Source organism: Bacteroidales bacterium, from assembly GCA_031275285.1.
Lineage (GTDB): Bacteria > Bacteroidota > Bacteroidia > Bacteroidales > UBA4181 > JAIRLS01.
This window is the reverse complement of the sequence record JAISOY010000001.1, coordinates 60,677-80,256: the sequence shown is the minus strand read 5'-3', so window position 1 is coordinate 80,256 and position 19,580 is coordinate 60,677. Positions and strand designations below refer to the sequence as shown.

The window sequence follows — 19,580 nt, the reverse complement described above, 5'->3', positions numbered from 1 at the left end:
ATGGCTAAACAAGCGAAAGAAAAACAAGAAAAGCCCATTGAGGTAAGTCTGTGGGAGTCGGCGAATAAACTGCGTGGAAGCGTTGAGCCTTCGGAATACAAACACGTGGTACTGGGACTGATTTTCCTGAAATTTGTCAGCGACAAGTTTGAGGAACACCGATCCATGCTCATTGCCGACGGAAAAGAGAAATACGTGGAAATGCCCGAATTTTACAATATGAGCAATGTGTTTTTTCTTGAAGAAATATCGCGATGGAACTATATCAAGGAAAAAGCCAAACAAGACGATTTGGCTCTCATTATCGATACCGCCCTCCATACTATTGAAAAAGACAACAAAAGTCTGAAAGGAGCATTGCCCGATAACTACTTCTCTCGTTTAGGTTTGGAGTCGTCAAAATTGGCTTCATTAATTGATGAAATAAGCGAGATAAACACCCTGAAAGATAAAGAACAAGACATTGTAGGACGTGTGTACGAATACTTTCTTTCAAAATTCGCTTTGGCGGAAGGAAAAGGGAAAGGCGAATTCTACACCCCAAAAAGCATTGTAAACCTGATTGCCGAAATGATTGAGCCTTACAAAGGAATCATTTATGACCCTGCTTGCGGTTCGGGTGGTATGTTTGTGCAGTCCATTAAGTTTATCGAAAGCCACCACGGAAACAAACGCGAGGTTTCCATTTACGGACAGGAATACACCAACACCACCTACAAACTGGCAAAAATGAACCTTGCCATTCGTGGTATTTCCGCCAACTTGGGAGCAAAAGCCGCCAATACGTTTTCCGACGATCAGCACAAAGACTTGAAAGCTGATTACATTATGGCAAATCCGCCTTTCAATCAAAAAGACTGGCGTGCCGAAGACGAACTCATTGACGACCCGCGTTGGCGTGGCTACGATGTGCCGCCCAAAAGCAATGCCAATTACGGTTGGATTCTCAATATGGCAAGCAAACTTTCCGAAGATGGCGTTGCGGGCTTTATCCTTGCCAATGGTGCTTTGAGCGGCGGAGGCGAAGAGTATAAAATTCGTCGAAAACTAATTGAAAATGATTTGGTGGAGGCGATTTTGGTTTTGCCTCGAAATATGTTTTACACCACCGATATTAGCGTTACGCTTTGGATATTGAACCGAAATAAAACAGTTCGAACAACACAAGTTGGTAGTGAAGAACGCAATTATCGACACCGAAAGGGCGAAATCCTCTTTATGGATTTACGCCAAATGGGCGAACCATTTGAAAAGAAATTTACTCAATTTTCTATTGATGACATTCGTCAAGTTGCCACAACCTATCACGATTGGCAAACTTCAGTATTAGAAAACGTTTCGGAGGCTTTCAACCAAGAAGAATATTGTTATTCCGCTTCGCGTGAAGAAGTAGAGACCAGAGATTTTGCCTTAGTGCCGAGTAAATATATTGCGTTCAAGAATCGAGATGAAAATATCGACTTCGACGAAAAAATGAAAACTCTACAATCCGAGTTCAAGAAATTGTTGCAATCCGAGGAAGAGTCGAAAAAAGAATTGCTCAACGTATTTAAAGGTTTAGGCTATGAACTATAAGCGATTGGGCGATTATATTCGCGAAGTTAATATCCGAAACACAGAATTAAAGGTCGAAAAGCTATTGGGTGTTAGCATTCAAAAAGCGATGATGCCCTCAATTGCAAATACCGTAGGAACTGATATGTCCACTTACAAGATTATGAAACGTGGGCAGTTTGCTTATGGACCTGTTACTTCTCGAAATGGAGATAAAATCTCAATCGCTTTGTTGAACGAGTACGACGAAGCGATAATTTCACAAGCCTACACCAGTTTTGAAGTGCTTGATAGAGAAAAACTTCTTCCCGAATATCTGATGATGTGGTTTCGTCGCCCTGAATTTGACCGATATGCTCGTTTCAAAAGTCACGGAAGTGCAAGAGAAATATTTGATTGGGATGAAATGTGCAACACAGAACTCCCCATTCCCTCTCCCGAAAAGCAACGCGAAATAGTAGCCGAATACAATGCCGTACAACACCGCATTGACCTAAACAACCAACTGATACAAAAACTCGAAGAAACTGCACAGGCTATTTACAAGCAATGGTTTATAGATTTTGAATTTCCCAACGAAGAAGGAAAGCCTTATAAAAGTTCAGGCGGCGAAATGCTGGAAAGCGAGTTGGGCGAGATTCCAAGGGGATGGAGAGTGGAGAAATTAAAAAACATTTGTGAGATAAAAGGAGGTAAACGACTTCCAAAGGAAGCCAGTTTAAATAATAAAAGGGAAGGCAGACCTTATATTAAGGTTGCAGATATGAGTAAAGATAAATATATTGTGTTATCTAGCGATTTCGAATATGTTGATAACAATACTCAAAAAGCAATATCAAAATATATTGTATCTACCGATGATGTTATTATTTCAATTGTTGGGACAATCGGACTCGTTTCGATGATTGATAAATCCCTTAATAATGCTAATTTGACAGAAAATTGCTTCAAATTAACTAATCTGAAAGAGTTGTGCCCTGATTTATTATACTATTATCTAAACTCACCTGTTGGACAAAAGGATATAGAAACAAGAATGGTTGGTGGAGTTCAAGCGAAATTACCAATGTATAATGTAGAGTCTATGCCTATGATAATCCCAAATGATAGAATAGTTAACATATTTAAAAAGACTATTTCCTCCATTAATGAACTACAAGCTTCTTCATTAGAAGAGCGACATAAGTTGATAGGATTGAAAACACTTCTTCTTTCGAAAATGGCAACAATAGAAAATTAAAATGGACATGAAGTATAAATACCAATTAATTTTATTAGGTTCAGACGTTCCAATTAAGCAAGATATATTGAGTCAAATCAATAAAGATCTTGCACACCTTGGATTACCTGAAAATTTTATAAAAATCATAGAACCAAAAGATTTGGAGCGTGAATACAAAGGAAATCAACCCGCTTTTGCAATATATTTTGGAGATGAAGGTGGCGATTTCAAGGACTTAGATATTATCGAGAAACTTATCAAAGATGGTACTATGATTCTGCCTATATATTTTAATGAGGGAGCATTTGGAGCTGAAATTCCTAAAAAGTTAGAAAACCAAAATGGAATTCAATATAAAGAACTTGAATTAAACAGAATTGCCAATATCGTGCTGCAATCATTTGAATTGTTAAGAAGTACACGAAAAGTATTTATAAGTTACAGAAGAACAGAATCTACACCTATTGCAATTCAACTATTTGAGGCATTGGAGTCTCATAATTTTGACGTTTTCTTGGACACTCACTCTATTGAAAAAGGAGAACCATTTCAAGATGAATTATGGCATAGAATGACTGATTGTGATGTAGTTGTCCTACTTAACACCCCAGGCTTTTTAGAAAGTCATTGGTGTAAAGAAGAATTTGCAGAAGCTGCAGCCAAGCAAATTGGAGTAGTTCAATTAGTTTGGCCAAACCATAAGATAAAAGATATTGATCCGTCCTCACATTTAAGCTATCCATTACAATTGGTTGCAGATGATTTTGTAGACAGCGACTATTCTGATAAGGATAAATCAAAATTAGCAGTAACCATTGTTGACAAAATAATATCTGAGGTTGAGTCTGTAAGAGCTCGAAATTTAGCAGCAAGACAAGATAATCTTATAACCGAATTTAGAAATATTGCAGATAAAAATGGTAGAATTGTAACTGTTCAACCTGAGAAAATTTTAACAGAAGACTTGCCAAATGGTAGTCGTGTAATTTATATTCCGACTATCGGGATTCCACAATCCACTAATTGCCAATCGGCGGAAATCAAGAGGGAATTATTGGGATATGATGAGGTTTCTATTCGCTTGATATATGATGATTTGCGAATTCGAGATAAATGGCTAAATCATTTGGATTGGTTGAACGACAATTTCAAGAAAGATATAAAAACATTAAAAAAACAAGACTTTGAAACATGGCTACAAATGAAGTGAAAAACATTTTCCTTTCAGCAAGTGCTCCATTGCCTGAAAGAGATCCTAAATATATAGGAACGGCGGATATTATTGCAATTAGAGATTCTGTAATTGCTTTAGCCACCACAGTGCTACCGAAACATCGATTAGTTTGGGGCGGTCACCCTTCCATTACACCACTGATATACTATGTAATGCAAAAACTGAATTTAAGCATTCAAAATCATGTATTACTTTACCAGTCTCTATTTTTTAAGGATAAATTTCCATCTGATAATAACAAATTTGAAAATATAGTTTTTACAGAGAATGTCGGAGATGTTCACTCTAGCATTCAGCACATGCGAAATAGAATGTTTTCGGAGAATAAATTTTCAGCTGCTATTTTTATTGGAGGAATGGATGGTATAGAAGTCGAATACAATATGTTTATTAAATATCACCCTGATGCTCTTATACTACCAATTGCAAGCACAGGAGCGGCAACTAAACTTGTATATGACAATCAGTTTCCAGAAGAGTTGAAAAATGAACGATTCTTAAAGGATTACGGATACATGTCTTTGTTTCAGAAATTTTTAATTGATAAAATATAATAATTATGGCAAGAAAAGTTTTTTATAGTTTTCATTTTGATGATGATAACTGGCGAGCGGGTCAAGTTCGCAACATAGGAACTGTTGAAGGAGATAAACCTGTCAATGGAAACAAATGGGAAGATGTTAAGAGTAAAAGTGATTCAACAATCAAGACATGGATTGATGACAATTTGAAAGACAAATCTTGTTTGGTTGTTTTGATTGGTGAAAAAACGAGTGAACGAAAATGGGTAAATTATGAAATTAATAGAGCTTGGGAATTAGGAAAAGCGGTTTGTGGGATTTACATACACAAGTTGGAAGATGTATTAGGAAATCAGTCTTCTAAAGGAAAAAATCCGTTGGCAAGTCACGTACCTATTTTTGAATCGACATATTCCACAAGTAAATATGTTTATGATGATATAAAGGAGAATATTGCAGAACTTGTGGGAAGGGCAATAAAAATAAGAAATCAATATTAAAAGGACGATATCATGGCTAGAAAAACTTTTATATCATACAAGTATAGCGAAGCTCAAAATTTACGAGATAAAATCATCAGGGCTTTAGGAAATGATGCTCAGTATTATCAAGGAGAAACATCTGATTCTCCAGACTTAACAGATACATCAACTGATAATATAAAAAACAATCTAAAAGACATGATGTACAACACGTCTGTTGCAATTGTTATTATTTCTCCCAGTATGGTCAAAAGTAAATGGATAGACTGGGAAATAGAATATTGTCTAAAAGAAATATCTAGAAAAGACAGGAAATCATATACTAATGGTGTTGTTGGTGTAATTATGAATGTGAATGGTTCTGCAGATTGGTTAAAAATACACAGTTCAAATATTCATGGAAGTCCAACAGTCAGTTACAAGCAAGAATTCCTTTATCCTATAATTTATAAAAATAGATATAATTCAACACCTGCTCTAAAACATTGTCATGAATGTAATACATATGATTTTATGAATGGGTCTTATATAACATTGGTTGATGAAAATGATTTTTTGGCTAATCCCTCTTACTATATAGAAAATGCATTTGATAAGAGCGAGAATACATCAAAATTTGACTTGACAAAACAACGATAATTAGTTATGAGTTTTATTACGGAATCACAATTAAAGAGATATAGAAATACCACAAGGTTTTTTTCTGCTACTGAGAGTTTGAAACAGATTCGAAACGAATCGAAGTCAAATAAAACGACTATTTTTCTATCACATAAGCATGATGAACTAGAGGTTCTAGATGGTGCAATATCCTTCTTAAAAAAAGAAGGAATTGATGTTTATGTCGATTGGTTAGATGAAGGTATGCCAAAAACAACTAGTGGTGAAACAGCAAGAAGAATAAAGCAAAAAATAAAAGAGAATGACAAATTCATTCTTTTAGCTTCAGAAGGGGCTATTAACTCCAAATGGTGTAATTGGGAGTTAGGTTTAGGTGATGCTGCAAAATATATTGAAAAAATAGCATTATTTCCTGTAGAAAAAGATAATGCAAGTTTCTCTGGTGCAGAGTATTTACAGATCTACCCCTACATAGTGTATAGAGATGGAACTACAAAATATAACAATGGAAATTTTGTTGCTCGTGGTTATTATGTAAAATATCCCAACAACAATATTATTCCTTTAAAAGATTGGTTAAGAAAGTAATATTATCATGAAATTCACCGAATCCAAACTCGAACACGCATTTGCAGAACTCTTGGCACAGGAGGGCTATCCGCATTGTTTGGGCAATACGCTCGCTCGTCAGCCCGATGAAGTGCTGATAGAAGACGATTTGCATAACTTCCTGAAAAAACGTTATGCCAATCATGGCATTACCGATACGGAAATCAAATCTATTCTATTGGAGTTGAAATCGCTTCCCGCTTCCGATCTGTACGAAACCAACAAGCGTTTTATGAAAATGCTGTCCGATGGATTTATCCTCAAACGTGAAGATCATAACAAAAAAGACATTTATATTCAGTTGGTTGACTATTCGGGGCTGGAAAACCAGACTTTTATGCCCGAAGATTTAATTTCTATTGTGGCTGAACCGCAAGCCGAATACAAAACGGATGCGAATATCTACCGTTTTGTAACTCAATTGGAAATTCAAGGTTCGGAAAAACGCATTCCCGACGGGATTTTATACATCAACGGACTGCCTTTGGTGGTGTTCGAGTTCAAAAGCGCCATTCGCGAAGATGCCACCATTCACGATGCTTACACTCAACTTACCGTTCGCTACGAACGCGACATTCCCGAATTATTCAAATACAATGCTTTCTGCGTAATCAGCGACGGCATAAACAACAAAGCGGGTTCGTTTTTCGCTCCCTACGATTTTTTCTATGCATGGCGACGCATTGCAGGAATGAGTAAAGATATGGATGGAATAGATTCCATGTACACCTTGATTCAGGGTATGTTTCAAAAAAACAGGTTGCGGGATATTCTGCGAAACTTTGTTTACATTCCCGACTCGTCGAAGAAGAATGAGAAAATAGTTTGTCGCTATCCGCAATATTACGCGGCTCGTGCCTTGTACGACAATATAAAACAAGCACAAAAACCGTTTGGTAATGGCAAAGGCGGAACATATTTCGGAGCGACAGGTTGCGGAAAAAGTTATACCATGCTTTTCCTTACTCGCTTGCTGATGAAAAGCGAGTATTTCGGAAGTCCAACCATTGTGCTTATTACCGACCGAACCGATTTAGACGACCAACTGGCAGGACAGTTTACCAATGCCAAGCAATATATCGGCGACAACAATGTGATTAGTGTTGAGAGTCGCGAACATTTGCGAGAGTTATTACAAGGACGAGAAAGTGGCGGCGTGTTTTTGACCACCATTCACAAATTTACCGAAGACACTAAACTGCTGACCGACCGACCAAATGTAATTTGTATTTCGGACGAAGCTCACCGTAGCCAAACCAATCTCGACCAAAAGATAAAAGTAACAGAAAAAGGCGTTTCCAAAACATTTGGTTTTGCCAAGTACCTGCATGATTCGTTGCCGAATGCGGTTTATGTTGGCTTTACAGGTACGCCGATAGATGCGACACTCGATGTGTTCGGCAAAGTGGTGGATGCTTATACCATGACCGAATCGGTTCGCGATGAAATTACCGTTCGCATTGTGTACGAAGGACGAGCCGCAAAAGTGGTTTTGAACAACAGCGAACTGCAAAAAATAGAACAATACTACAACGACGTTGCCGAAGAAGGGGCGAACGAATATCAGATAGAGAAAAGCAAACAGGAATCAGCCCGACTAAACGCCATTCTCGGTGATCCCGACCGATTAAAAGCTCTGGCGGAAGATTTTGTAAAACACTACGAAAACCGCATATCCGAAGGCTCTTCGGTAAAAGGCAAAGCCATGTTTGTGTGCAGCAATCGCACTATTGCTTACGAGTTTTATAAAAAAGTGCTGACTCTTCGTCCCGAATGGGGAGAAAGCCGATTTGCGGATAATAGCGTTGAGCTTACTGATAAAGATAAACGTGAGTTGAAACCGATGGAGCGTATAAAACTTGTTATGACTCGCAGTAAAGATGATGATAAAGAGCTGTACGATTTACTTGGCACAAAGGAATACCGCAAGGAACTCGACCGACAATTCAAAAATGAAAAGTCGAATTTCAAGGTTGCCATTGTGGTTGATATGTGGCTCACAGGATTCGACGTGCCGTTTCTCGACACCATTTATATTGATAAGCCGATACAGCAACACAATCTGATACAGACTATTTCGCGCGTAAATCGAAAGTTTGAAGGTAAAAATAAAGGTTTGGTAGTCGATTATATCGGAATCAAAAAGCAGATGAATCTTGCTTTGGCTCATTACAACAAAGGCGACAAAGATAATTTCGAAGACATTGCCCAGTCACTTGTGGTGGTAAAAGACCATTTGGATTTGTTGGCGAAACTGTTTCATAAATTTGACGGTTCGGATTATTTTTCGGGCAGCACATTGGAGCAGCTGAATTGCCTGAACAGAGCCGCCGAATATGTACAATGCACCAAAGAATTTGAAACCCGCTTTATGGATTTGGTAAAGCGTCTGAAAGCGGCTTACGATATTTGCACAGGCAGCGAACAACTCACACAGGAAGAGCGGGATTATACACATTTCTATTTGGCTGTTCGTTCCATAGTTTTCAAACTCACCAAAGGCGATGCACCCGATACGGCGCAGATGAACGCCAAGGTGCAGGAAATGATAAAAGATGCTTTGATTAGTGATGGTGTAGAAGAAATCTTTAAGTTGGGTTCGGAAGATGAAACCGAACAGGATATTTTCGATGAAGATTATTTGGCAAAGATTGATAAGATAAAACTTCCCAATACAAAAATAAAGCTTCTCCAAAAGCTGCTGGCGAAAGTAATCGGCGAACTGAAAAAAGTAAACCGAATAAAAGGAATCGACTTCAGTAAAAAGATGGAACGTCTAGTAGAACATTACAACAACCGTAATGCCAACGATATTTTGCGAAGCGAAGTCTATGAAGAAATGGCAGAACAGCTAACCAACCTGATTTGGGAGGTGTATAAAGAATTTTCGGCAGGCGATGCAATGGGTATTGATTTTGAGGAAAAAGCGTTTTACGATATTCTTAAATCGCTCTGTGTAAAGTACGACTTCACCTATCCTGATGATAAAATGATAGAGCTTGCCAAAAACGTCAAAACACTGGTCGATACACAAGCCAAATATCCCGATTGGGACAAACGAGACGATATAAAATCCGCGTTAAAAGTCGGTCTTATCCTATTGCTCGACGAACACGGCTATCCACCGGTAGAACGCGACGAGGTTTATACAGAGATTTTTGAACAAGCGGAGAATTTTAAGAAGAATAAAAACTAAAAGGAATCATATATGCTGCCCCAAAAATCAAATAGCGAAATATTGTTATATCAATCCGAAGACGGGAAAATCAAGATACAAGTACGCTTGGACGATAATACCGTTTGGCTGACACAAGCCGACATGGTCGAATTGTTTCAATCGTCAAAATCTAATATAAGCGAGCATATAAAGCATATTTTTGAAGAAGGAGAGCTAATGCCTGATTCAACTGTTCGGAATTTCCGAACAGTTCGATTAGAAGGTAGCCGGCAGGTAGAGCGTGAAATTGAACACTACAATCTGGATGTCATAATCTCCGTTGGTTATAGAGTAAAGTCGCTGAGAGGTACTCAATTCCGAATATGGGCTACCGAACGGTTGCGTGAATATCTGATAAAAGGATTCACGATGAATGACGAACTATTAAAACAAGGAGGAGGATATTTTGAAGAATTACTCAACCGGATTCGCGATATACGTTCTTCCGAAAAGCTTTTCTACCGCAAGGTTCTCGAAATTTATGCGACAAGCATTGATTATGACCCTCGAACTGACATTACGCAAAAGTTTTTTCAAACCGTGCAAAACAAACTGCATTGGGCGGCACATGGACATACGGCAGCTGAAGTGATTTTCCAAAGAGCCAATGCCGAACTCCCTTTTATGGGTTTAACCGCCTTCAAAGGAAAGAAACCGACCAAGCAAGAAATTACTGTCGCAAAGAACTATCTGACAGAAGAGGAGCTAGCTCTTTTAAATCGCCTCGTTTCCGCTTATTTAGACATTGCAGAAATAAATGCCATACAGCAGAAGCCGATGTATATGAAAGAATGGATTGAGGTGCTGGACGGTTTCATTTCAATGAGCCGACAAGATGTTTTAACTCATGCCGGCAAAATATCGGCAGAATTAGCACAAAGAAAAGCTTTGGCTGAGTATGACGCATATAAACAAAAAAGTAATGCTGAACTTTCAGAAGTCGAAAAACAATTTATAGCAAGCATTGAGCAAGCTGAGGAAAAACTAAAATTGCTTGGTAAAAAGAATAATAAGAAATCGTAGGAATATGAAACATTAGCCATAAAAGTCTTTCCAATGCAAATACTCCAATCCCACATAGATACCCACAAATCTCTTTTTCGAGGAAGGGATGATGTTTATGCGGTTCGTTGGGAGAAGGATGGACGAGGCGGATATATGCCAGCCTACAAAGTGGATTGGGATGATTATAATAAACACAAAGCCTCAGGAGGAACATTTGCCAGTTACACGAAAAAGGAATATCTTCCATTTAATGACACAGCATTAAAAGATCACTTCTCTGGAAAAACGACAGTCGGAATTTATCCTCTCTTACAGGATAATACTTCGTTTTTCATTGCGGCCGATTTTGACGAAGAAAATTGGCAAGAATCCATACTCAAACTGTACAAAGCATGTCAAGAAGTCGAATTGCCTGCATATATAGAACGTTCACGCTCCGGTAACGGCGGACACTTGTGGTTGTTCTTTGAAGAGAATATCCCTGCTTTCCAAAGCCGGAAAATAATCTTCGAACTTTTGCTACAATCCGGCATTATATCTAAATTCGAAAAAGAACCGAGTTTTGATAGACTCTTTCCTAATCAGGATATTCACTCAGGAAAAGGTGTCGGCAATTTGATTGCTCTTCCTCTGCAAGGCAATTCATTAGCACAAGGAAACTCTTGTTTTATAGAGCCGGAGACATTCGCTCCCATTGAAAACCAGTGGACTTTTTTAGAAACCGTCAAGAAAATACCTAAACAGAAGATAGATTCTTTGCATTTACTGCTATCAGGAAAAACAAAAGAAGTCTTCACTTCAAAATATACCGATTCTAAATCCATCTTCGAATTAGAAATACTTATAAACAGTGAGATATATCTCAAAAGAATACAACTAAATCAGAAACTGATTGATTTTCTACGGGATAATCTAAACTTTCTGAACTCAGATTATATCGTCAAGAAGCGGTTGGGGAAAACCGCATACAACATTGAAAAATATTTCAAGCTGATAGAAGAAACTACGGAGGGAATCATTATTCCTCGTGGATTTGCTTCTTCTCTGGTAAAATTTTGCAATTCAGAAAACATTCCTATCAAAATCATAGACGAGCGATGTCGGCAGGAAGAGATTATCGTAAACTCTAAAATTGACTTACTCCCACATCAACAGGAAGTATTGGAGCGAACAGAGACGAAAGACTTTGGAGTAATTGTTTCTCCTCCCGGTTCGGGCAAGACAATTATAGGGTTAGAATTGATTTCTCAGAAAAAACAGCCAACTCTCATTCTCGTTCATCGCAAGCAACTATTTGACCAATGGATTGACCGAATACAAAACTTCTTATCTATATCCAAAAAGCAAATTGGACAAATCGGAAATCAGAAAGATAAAATAGGAAAAGAAGTGACCGTTGCCATGATACAGTCATTAACCAGAGGTGATCTGTCCGAACTGAAAAGCCGATTCGGAATGGTGATTGTTGATGAATGCCATCATATACCGGCGAAGTCGTTTCGGGAAGTCATAACTCAACTAAATTGCTATTACCTGTACGGACTAACAGCTACTCCAAAGCGGAAAAATAACGATGAGAAGTTGATCTATGTATATATTGGCAACATCATCTATGAAATGACCCAAAAGGAGCTACTGGAGCAACAAAACAGCAAAGCTGAAATTAATATAAAGGAAACAGAACTGTTCGTTCCTTTCGACTACAAAACCGATAACTACGAAACGGTTTCGCAGGTTCTTATATATGACACTGCTCGAAATGGCTTGATTTTAAAAGATATTGACGAGAATATCTCTCGGTTCAAATCCATACTGATACTGACTGAAAGAAAATCTCATGTGAATATCCTAAACCTCTATTTGAAAGAAAAATACGAAACGATTGCCATTTCGGGAGATGATTCGGAAAGAAGTCGGAAAAGTAAGTTGGAACAGATTGAGCAGGGACATTTTCAAATTATTATTTCCACAGGACAATACTTTGGGGAAGGAATTGATATAAGTGCCTTGGAATGTTTGTTTATCGTTTACCCATTTACTTTTGAAGGGAAGTTGGTGCAATATATAGGAAGAGTTCAACGCTCAGGAAAACCTCCGGTGATCTTTGACTATCGAGATTCCAAGATTGATTATTTCGATAAGATGTTCAAACAGCGAAACCGATACTATAATAAGCTCCGAAAATAATGATATTGGAGTGAATGATATATAATTTGAAAAATTGTGTTACCTTTGCCCTAAGCTAATCAACCTGCTCAAAGCGGGGCAAATTGATGAAGTTATCTCGTTACTTATCCGTTACCTATTCTGAATAACAGCCAAGCCAAACGGTTGATTCAGAAAAGAATAATCAAAAAGCATAGTTTTGTTTCTAAATCACTGCCTTTTTTTGATTCGTTAAGTAGTTGTAAAATAGCTTGATAGTGGATAAACGCATTAAGCTATGGTATCTTCATTGAGCGAATACCTGTAGTGTTTTTTGAATGCGGTTGTAAAGTGAGAAAGGTTTTTAAATCCAACATCATAACAAACATCGGTTACTTTGATATATAAGAAAGGAACAATTAGGCACTTAGCTATTTCTATACTCTTTAGGAGACATTCCGGCTAACCTCTTGAAATATTTGCTGAAAGACGATTGTGTGGGAAAGTTTAATAGGTCGGCAATTTGCTGGGCTGTCATACTCGCCGATTTTAACAAAACTTTTGCTTCCAACATTACACGACTATCAATCCATTCCCCTGCCGACTTGCCACTCCCTTCTTTAATAATTGTGGACATATACTTGGGTGTAAGACAAAGTTTTTCTGCATAAAAGCTCAAATCCCGATATTCTTTAAAGTGTATTTCAAGCAATTTCAGGAATTTACCTGCCAATTGCTCATTTTTATTTTTTTTATCCTCGGGCATTTTGTGTATATAGTAGCCGATACCGTAGAAAAAAGCTCTTGTCAGATTCTTGGCTATTTCCAAGCGATACGGATTATCATCTGCTGCAATTGTGCCTAGCATCATGTTATAATATCCTAACATCGCATGAAGCGCTTTTTCGCTTAATGGGATGTAGGGATTTTCCCGAATAGTCCTAAATGCAGATAAGTTTTGGTCAACATTCAGGCTTTCAAGAAAGCGTCTAGACATGACTATATAAACTGCTTCGTAATCATCACTCATAGAGTCATGCTGCAATATCTGGTCCGCCATAATGACGGTCAGTCCAGGAGCTTCCGACCTACATAGCTTTAGATTTATTTTTCCCTGTGCAAAACCTTTTATAGATATCACAGCCGTTAATAAATCCATTCTGAATGGGTGCAAAAATTCCGGAAAAATGAATGCTTTATCCAGTAACATGAAATCCCTATCAATACTATGCACATTTTCACTCTCATCCAATAGTGAATATCCGCTGTACTTTCTAATCTGTGTATTCATAATATCCATATTTTTTCAAATATATTCTCTTTTGTCTTATTTTCAAACTCAATTCCGACCAAACGGAAAGTAATTTATCCATATAGCCTTTTTTAGCTCCTGTCTTCCCAATACTTTTGCTTCATCTAAAATTAATATTGATATGATGAAGAATAAAGTCATGAAAAATAGATATGTCCGCTGCGGAACATTTATTATGTACTTTTCATTGATATTGTTTTGTTGTTGTATGTCCGCATGTAACCCTGTGGACCCTATTCTGGATCCGTACTCAATACAATTCAAATATCAGATTCAAATGAGTGGGTATGTTTCAGTATTTTATTTGATTTCAGTTGTCGGTGATATTAATATAGACAATTTTTATAAAAAATGAAAAAAAAATCAGCAATAACTTTACTCCTGATAATCTGTTTGACAGGAGCATACGCTCAAAACGAGAACAACAGATCAGTCAAAACCACATGGGGACTCAAAGCCGAAATGAATTTATCCGGATTCATTGTGTCCGGTACTTCCGTTGTGACAAGCGATATGAAGCTTGGAGGTTCAGGCGGCGGATTTGTGAATTTCGAATTCACAAATCATTGGGCTCTCCGGGGAGAATTACTGTTCCATTACAGGGCATCGGGCATGGAGATACAATGGATGACCAACGAATTTCAGTATTGGGGAGTGCAGATCCCAATGTATGCGGTTTATCAATGGAATTTTAACAGGGGAGGCAGGGTTTATGCCGGTTTAGGCCCTTATGCGGAATTTGGGTTTAGCGCCCGTTTGAAGCGGGAGGGAGAGAAAATGGATTTGTATGAAAAAGACGGAGCTACCGAAATTTCTGCAATGAAAGACTCTGATATCGGATTTGGAATGATGGTTGGTTATGAATTTGCCAATGGCATACAGATCAATGCCAGTTATAAAATCGGAGTTGCCAATATTCTGGATGCAAACAGCAGCATATTCAAAATGATGCCCCATGCAGCCAGTCTCGGCTTGGGATATCGTTTTGGAAAATAACATTATTAATTCTGAAAAAATGAAATACACTGTTTTCAAAAACATATCCGCTCTCGTCTGCTTTATCCTACTCTTAGATTTCAACTCATATGCCCAACAATCTACCGCGGAAAAACCCGGTTCGTTGGTCGCCGATTCACTACAGTCGGTTAAAGTGCCGAAAGACAACTATTGGAGGCGCCTTATTTACGGGCACATAGACCGTACTTTCGAGAAGAAATTGGATCTTAGTTTTGTCGTTGCTCCTTCCTATACCCGCGAAGCCAGTTTCGGTATCGGCGGTATGGCAACTGGTCTATATCGTTTAGATCGCACGGACTCCCTAATGATGCCTTCTAATATAACACTGACATTCAATGCCTCAGTTAAAGGATTTTATGCGTTAGCGGTTGAAGGGAATAATAATTTCAAAGGAAATAAGTCGCGCCTGTCTTATCAGGTTGCCTTTGCCAATAAAAATCTCGACTTCTGGGGAATAACTTTTGATGACTGTGATGAGAATCCGGTTATCAGCTATCAACGCCAAACCGTAAAAATTTATGGTAATTACCAGTATGAGCTGTTGCGTCATTTCTACGCGGGAGCTACATTGGACTTCTTATATACCAGTGCAAGCAAAATTGATGACATCACTTACCTCAAAGATCAGAAAGATTCATATGTAACCACCGGGTTGGGGCTTTCAATACAATACGATTCCCGCAACTTCATTCCCAACCCGAAGAGGGGGATGTATATTTTTCTGCGTCAGACCATTTATCCGGAAATATTTGGTACCGTAAATAAGGCCTTATGGCGGACAACTTTCATTGCGGACTTTTATCAGCCGATATGGAAAGGAGGCATTTTTGCCCTTGATCTTTATGGGCAGGTTAGCAGTAAGAATCTTCCCTGGGCCTTGAGGGAAGAGCTTGGTGCCCACAATCGCATGAGGGGGTATTATGTCGGTAGATATATTGATAATAACATCGTCTCCGCTCAAATGGAACTAAGACAACACATCGTAGGTCGTTTCGGTTGTGCCGCTTGGGTTGGTGCCGGAACCGTATTCCCCGCTTTCAAAGAATTTGATTTTAAGAATGTGCTTCCGAATTATGGATTAGGATTACGTGTGGAAGTAAAGAAAAACGTAAATGCCCGTATTGATTTTGGTTTTGGTAAAGAAACCAGCGGTTTTGTGATTGGAATCAGCGAAGCGTTCTAAAAACCAAACAGGAGCATTTGATTCTCAAATGCTCCCTATCATGCTCTTGATGATAGAATTTACTAACAACAATCAAATTGAAATATGTTACAAGTTAAAAAGTAGTTATAGTGCGAACTTTTTCCGATTACAGGGAGAAGTTTGTTGTTTTGTAGCTCAAGTAGCTTTACTCTGAAGTTCACGGATGTTATTTATCTAAATATCAACTGTTATATATTTCTTTTTAATTATGGGTAGATTTAAGTGCAAAATATAGTTTCACTATGTCAGCCACGATTCTTAGCCGAATGGCAATCTTCAATTACTTGTAAATGATTAACATAACAGCGAAAAATTAGTATAATCTTACTTAATAAGGAGTGTATATTTTCAGGTTCACCTTATTACTACGAATTATTTCTTGTGTTTATTTCGCTAATAATAAGTACTATAGAGTGTTGGCATAAAATAATGTATAATTATTTTTTTACTTCAAAAGTATTATCTATTTTTGCAGAGCAAATGCTCTGTTTTTGATGTGAAAGATTCTAAAGAACATATCATGAAGACAGCCTTCATGCTTTTTATGCAAAAAAGTTTTAAGGCTGTTACACTCCGGGAAATTATTGCCAGGTCAGGCTTTTCTAACGGAGCTTTTTACCATTATTTTAAAACAAAGGAAGAACTTTTCATAGAAGTTGCTAACCATTATTGGTTTGAATTTATCAATCTTCCTTTTCCTGCACAGGAAGGAATCACCTTAAAAGATTTTATTCAGGGTTCTTTAGAACGAAGCGAAAAAGTGATGGATATAATTGATAAGGAATTCAATATAGATAGTGAAGGCGCAAATTTTTATTCTTTTATATTCGAGGCTTACCGGATTATTCCAACTTTTAAAGAAAGAACACTTCTTGCCCAGAATAAGGAGTTAACTATATGGATGGAGGTTATTGCCAGTGCCAAGCGATCAGGAGAGATTAAATCTGACCTGGATAATGAGATATTAGCCCAGTATTTTGTAACCATATCCTATGGGAATGCTATCACAAGGTTGATCAATCAGGATGTGGGTTATATGCGAAAGACCATGCGTTTATTGTGGGAAGGATTATATACCATGCTTAAAGCTTAGGCTATTTTTTTGTCGACAAACAGAGAGATTGCTCTGTTTGTGAAATATAATAATCAACTAATGCCAATAAATTAATGTTATAAGTAATTGTTCAAAATTATACCATACATATATGGAATCATTTTTACCCTTCTTTTCCTTGATAAAAAGAAGCAAAAATCAAGGCTTACTTCCTCAGCGACCAGCCACTGCACGCTACGGGACGCCGGAAGGACTCACCTGACGGCTCAGACAGCTTCCGGCTTGCCCCTTCACTTTGCAGGACTGGTGCCCACTTTCGGAAGCTCAGGCCTTCCTGGTGTAACACCACTGTATGAACAGGAGAATAGTAAATATGCTATATGTGAACTAATTATGAACATCTACTTAATTAAATAGCCGTAATCAATTTGATCAATGCGACTTAAGAAAACAATAAATAGCACCGGGTGTTTAATACTAAAATATAAGAAATATTTATCAAAAAAAGAATATAAATATGGAGCTCACCTACTCAATTAGTGCAACGAACAACGGCAATAATAATTTTTATAAAGACATTGCCGGACTCACGGATTTTGTATCAACACAGGCCGTACCTCTATTCAAGGTAGATATAGAAAGATATCAGCAGTTTATTATAGATGCAAATATTGAAGAGTGCAGATCATTTGATGAATATCTGCTCGAAATCATTATGATCGGAGTGCTGTGGCGTTCTTATGAAAATGAAGCGAAACGTACACCGATATGGCAAAGCCGGCTTTTATATAAGTTATATCTAGTGCGTAAAAACAATCCGAAATTGAAAAAAACAGTTGATAAGGTACGCGGAAAAATGATGACACCGATGCTCTATAACAAACCTGAAGGAAGTAACTTATATTTTACCGGCCGATCATTCGGCCGCCTGATAGGTTGGTTAAATGCCACCGGTGAATTTTTTGAGGAAACCCGAAGAATCACTAACTGGTTCAGATACACAAAATTGTTATCTGCCTCAGAAACGGACAGTTTGTTAAAAAAGGCCTACGATTTCGCAGGTTGGTTTGAAGAGGTATCCAAAGATAAATTAGGAGCTTATACCCGAAACGTCAATCCTTTTATCGAAAAAGCCAAAACCGAATACAGGCAGAGAGAAGACTATGGTCTGGCTACCCGTAAAGAGATCGAGTACCATTTTAACATGGTGGCTGCAGAAATCCTGAACAGGGCTTTGAGGGGGAAATTTATGGAAGCAAAACGTAAGGTAGTTTTACTACCTACCTGTATGCGCATAGTGGATGATCATGCCTGCAAAGCTAAACCGGAGGGTTCAGAAAAAAAATGTATCTGTTGCCATTCACAATGCAACGTTGGAAAAGTAAGTGCCTCCTTAAAAAATTACCAGATAGATGCTTACCTTATTCCTCACAGTTCGAACTTCTCAAAAACGCTGAAACGCTGGAAAGAGGTGCCGGATGTTTCATTGGTAGGTGTTGCCTGTGTATTAAATCTTTTGTTGGGAGGTTATGAAATGATCAGTCTGGGAATACCCTCCCAATGTGTGTATCTGGATTTTTGCGGATGTAAAAAACATTGGGATAAAAAAGGGATTCCCACATCGCTTAATACCGGACATTTATTACACATTTTGGGAGTGAAAGAACAACATAATAAAGGTAAGGAGCAAATTGCACTTGTAAATATGAATGATGAAATAACCGGATTTGAAGAAAAAATGCGGGTTCACCAGAAGGGCCTTCTGCACAGGGCATTTTCTATTCTCATTTTTAACCGCAAAGGAGAATTGATGCTACATCGCAGAGCTATGGATAAATATCACTCCGGCGGATTATGGACAAACACATGTTGTAGCCACCTCACTCAGGAAGAAAGAATGGATTCGTATGTACACACCAGATTACAATATGAAATGGGATTTGATTGTGAACTAACGTTCGTAAAAAAATTTCATTACAGAATAGATTTCAGCTATGGCATGATAGAAAATGAAATCGATCATATCTATGCCGGTTTATATGATAAAGATCCAAAACCTAATAGTGCAGAGGTTTGCGAATGGATGTGGTGCGACATCAAACATTTACAGGCAGACATGGATCGTGAGCCGGAGAAATATACCTATTGGTTTAAAAACATTATGGTAAATCATTTAGAAGAAGCAAAAAACTTATTTTTATCCAGGTTTGAGACTTGTTGAAAAAGAAGAGCAGTAAAGTGTTATCGCTCACTACAAAGAAATAGTTTCCTGATATGATTTTCATATCCTTTCCCGGAAATGAAAAACAGATGGACAATTCTGTATCTGATTACGAGAACGGCAATCATCTGATATTGAATTTCGGTATGTCCTTTAAAAATA

16 protein-coding genes are annotated in these 19,580 nt (G+C 37.8%); 15 read left to right on the top strand and 1 reads right to left on the bottom strand.

The window, feature by feature from the left end; all coding sequences use genetic code 11:
* The 10 genes from LBQ60_00365 to LBQ60_00320 are packed head-to-tail and all read left to right on the top strand — an operon-like array spanning position 1 to position 12,652.
* Positions 1-1,575, top strand: coding sequence for a type I restriction-modification system subunit M (locus tag LBQ60_00365; protein MDR2036354.1), 1,575 nt, complete (start codon positions 1-3; stop codon positions 1,573-1,575).
* A complete protein-coding gene (locus tag LBQ60_00360) occupies positions 1,565-2,794 on the top strand; it encodes a restriction endonuclease subunit S (protein MDR2036353.1) in 1,230 nt (409 codons plus the stop codon). Before LBQ60_00365 ends, LBQ60_00360 begins: the two co-directional genes overlap by 11 nt.
* A gap of 7 nt (positions 2,795-2,801) precedes the next feature.
* Positions 2,802-3,986, top strand: a complete 1,185-nt coding sequence (locus LBQ60_00355; protein MDR2036352.1) for a toll/interleukin-1 receptor domain-containing protein — start codon at positions 2,802-2,804, stop codon at positions 3,984-3,986.
* Positions 3,968-4,564, top strand: a complete 597-nt coding sequence (locus LBQ60_00350; GenBank protein MDR2036351.1) for a hypothetical protein — start codon at positions 3,968-3,970, stop codon at positions 4,562-4,564. Before LBQ60_00355 ends, LBQ60_00350 begins: the two co-directional genes overlap by 19 nt.
* A 5-nt stretch (positions 4,565-4,569) precedes the next feature.
* The gene (locus LBQ60_00345) at positions 4,570-5,031 is read left to right on the top strand and encodes a TIR domain-containing protein (protein ID MDR2036350.1); all 462 of its coding nucleotides are present in this window, start codon (positions 4,570-4,572) and stop codon (positions 5,029-5,031) included.
* A 12-nt stretch (positions 5,032-5,043) separates the two neighbouring features.
* A complete protein-coding gene (locus tag LBQ60_00340) occupies positions 5,044-5,652 on the top strand; it encodes a TIR domain-containing protein (protein ID MDR2036349.1) in 609 nt (202 codons plus the stop codon).
* A 6-nt stretch (positions 5,653-5,658) separates the two neighbouring features.
* Positions 5,659-6,222 (top strand): toll/interleukin-1 receptor domain-containing protein, encoded by a 564-nt coding sequence (locus tag LBQ60_00335; protein MDR2036348.1) that lies wholly within the window; start codon positions 5,659-5,661, stop codon positions 6,220-6,222.
* 7 nt (positions 6,223-6,229) lie between these two features.
* A complete protein-coding gene (locus tag LBQ60_00330; GenBank protein ID MDR2036347.1) occupies positions 6,230-9,439 on the top strand; it encodes a type I restriction endonuclease subunit R in 3,210 nt (1,069 codons plus the stop codon).
* Positions 9,440-9,451: 12 nt separating this feature from the next.
* Positions 9,452-10,483: a virulence RhuM family protein gene (locus tag LBQ60_00325; GenBank protein ID MDR2036346.1), complete on the top strand. Its 1,032-nt coding sequence runs from the start codon at positions 9,452-9,454 to the stop codon at positions 10,481-10,483.
* Positions 10,484-10,516: 33 nt separating this feature from the next.
* Positions 10,517-12,652: a DEAD/DEAH box helicase gene (locus LBQ60_00320; protein ID MDR2036345.1), complete on the top strand. Its 2,136-nt coding sequence runs from the start codon at positions 10,517-10,519 to the stop codon at positions 12,650-12,652.
* 385 nt (positions 12,653-13,037) lie between these two features.
* On the opposite strand, the gene LBQ60_00315 is transcribed toward LBQ60_00320, so the two are convergent.
* Positions 13,038-13,901: a helix-turn-helix domain-containing protein gene (locus LBQ60_00315; protein MDR2036344.1), complete on the bottom strand. Its 864-nt coding sequence runs from the start codon at positions 13,899-13,901 to the stop codon at positions 13,038-13,040.
* Positions 13,902-14,273: 372 nt separating this feature from the next.
* Between LBQ60_00315 and LBQ60_00310 the strand changes: the two genes are divergently transcribed.
* The 5 genes from LBQ60_00310 to idi all read left to right on the top strand — a co-directional run bounded on the left by LBQ60_00310 (position 14,274) and on the right by idi (position 19,418).
* On the top strand, positions 14,274-14,918 hold the full coding sequence (locus tag LBQ60_00310; protein ID MDR2036343.1) for a PorT family protein: 645 nt from the start codon (positions 14,274-14,276) through the stop codon (positions 14,916-14,918).
* Between the two features lie 19 nt (positions 14,919-14,937).
* Complete coding sequence (locus tag LBQ60_00305) at positions 14,938-16,122, top strand: outer membrane protein assembly factor (protein ID MDR2036342.1); 1,185 nt, start codon at positions 14,938-14,940, stop codon at positions 16,120-16,122.
* Positions 16,123-16,663: 541 nt separating this feature from the next.
* Positions 16,664-17,236, top strand: a complete 573-nt coding sequence (locus tag LBQ60_00300; protein MDR2036341.1) for a TetR/AcrR family transcriptional regulator; helix-turn-helix transcriptional regulator — start codon at positions 16,664-16,666, stop codon at positions 17,234-17,236.
* Positions 17,237-17,323: 87 nt separating this feature from the next.
* Positions 17,324-17,614, top strand: coding sequence for a hypothetical protein (locus tag LBQ60_00295; GenBank protein MDR2036340.1), 291 nt, complete (start codon positions 17,324-17,326; stop codon positions 17,612-17,614).
* A 100-nt stretch (positions 17,615-17,714) separates the two neighbouring features.
* Positions 17,715-19,418: an isopentenyl-diphosphate Delta-isomerase gene (idi, locus tag LBQ60_00290; GenBank protein ID MDR2036339.1), complete on the top strand. Its 1,704-nt coding sequence runs from the start codon at positions 17,715-17,717 to the stop codon at positions 19,416-19,418.
* Positions 19,419-19,580: the final 162 nt, after the last annotated feature.

Bases quoted from the DNA above. Each gene is read 5' to 3' on its own strand.
- LBQ60_00300 (MDR2036341.1), top strand. From the start codon at position 16,664: ATGAAGACAGCCTTCATGCTTTTTATGCAAAAAAGTTTTAAGGCTGTT.
- LBQ60_00340 (MDR2036349.1), top strand. From the start codon at position 5,044: ATGGCTAGAAAAACTTTTATATCATACAAGTATAGCGAAGCTCAAAAT.
- LBQ60_00330 (MDR2036347.1), top strand. From the start codon at position 6,230: ATGAAATTCACCGAATCCAAACTCGAACACGCATTTGCAGAACTCTTG.
- LBQ60_00360 (MDR2036353.1), top strand. From the start codon at position 1,565: ATGAACTATAAGCGATTGGGCGATTATATTCGCGAAGTTAATATCCGA.
- LBQ60_00355 (MDR2036352.1), top strand. From the start codon at position 2,802: ATGAAGTATAAATACCAATTAATTTTATTAGGTTCAGACGTTCCAATT.
- LBQ60_00315 (MDR2036344.1), bottom strand. From the start codon at position 13,901: ATGAATACACAGATTAGAAAGTACAGCGGATATTCACTATTGGATGAG.
- LBQ60_00305 (MDR2036342.1), top strand. From the start codon at position 14,938: ATGAAATACACTGTTTTCAAAAACATATCCGCTCTCGTCTGCTTTATC.
- LBQ60_00325 (MDR2036346.1), top strand. From the start codon at position 9,452: ATGCTGCCCCAAAAATCAAATAGCGAAATATTGTTATATCAATCCGAA.
- LBQ60_00345 (MDR2036350.1), top strand. From the start codon at position 4,570: ATGGCAAGAAAAGTTTTTTATAGTTTTCATTTTGATGATGATAACTGG.
- LBQ60_00350 (MDR2036351.1), top strand. From the start codon at position 3,968: ATGGCTACAAATGAAGTGAAAAACATTTTCCTTTCAGCAAGTGCTCCA.
- LBQ60_00335 (MDR2036348.1), top strand. From the start codon at position 5,659: ATGAGTTTTATTACGGAATCACAATTAAAGAGATATAGAAATACCACA.
- LBQ60_00365 (MDR2036354.1), top strand. From the start codon at position 1: ATGGCTAAACAAGCGAAAGAAAAACAAGAAAAGCCCATTGAGGTAAGT.
- idi (MDR2036339.1), top strand. From the start codon at position 17,715: ATGGAGCTCACCTACTCAATTAGTGCAACGAACAACGGCAATAATAAT.
- LBQ60_00320 (MDR2036345.1), top strand. From the start codon at position 10,517: ATGCAAATACTCCAATCCCACATAGATACCCACAAATCTCTTTTTCGA.
- LBQ60_00310 (MDR2036343.1), top strand. From the start codon at position 14,274: ATGAAAAAAAAATCAGCAATAACTTTACTCCTGATAATCTGTTTGACA.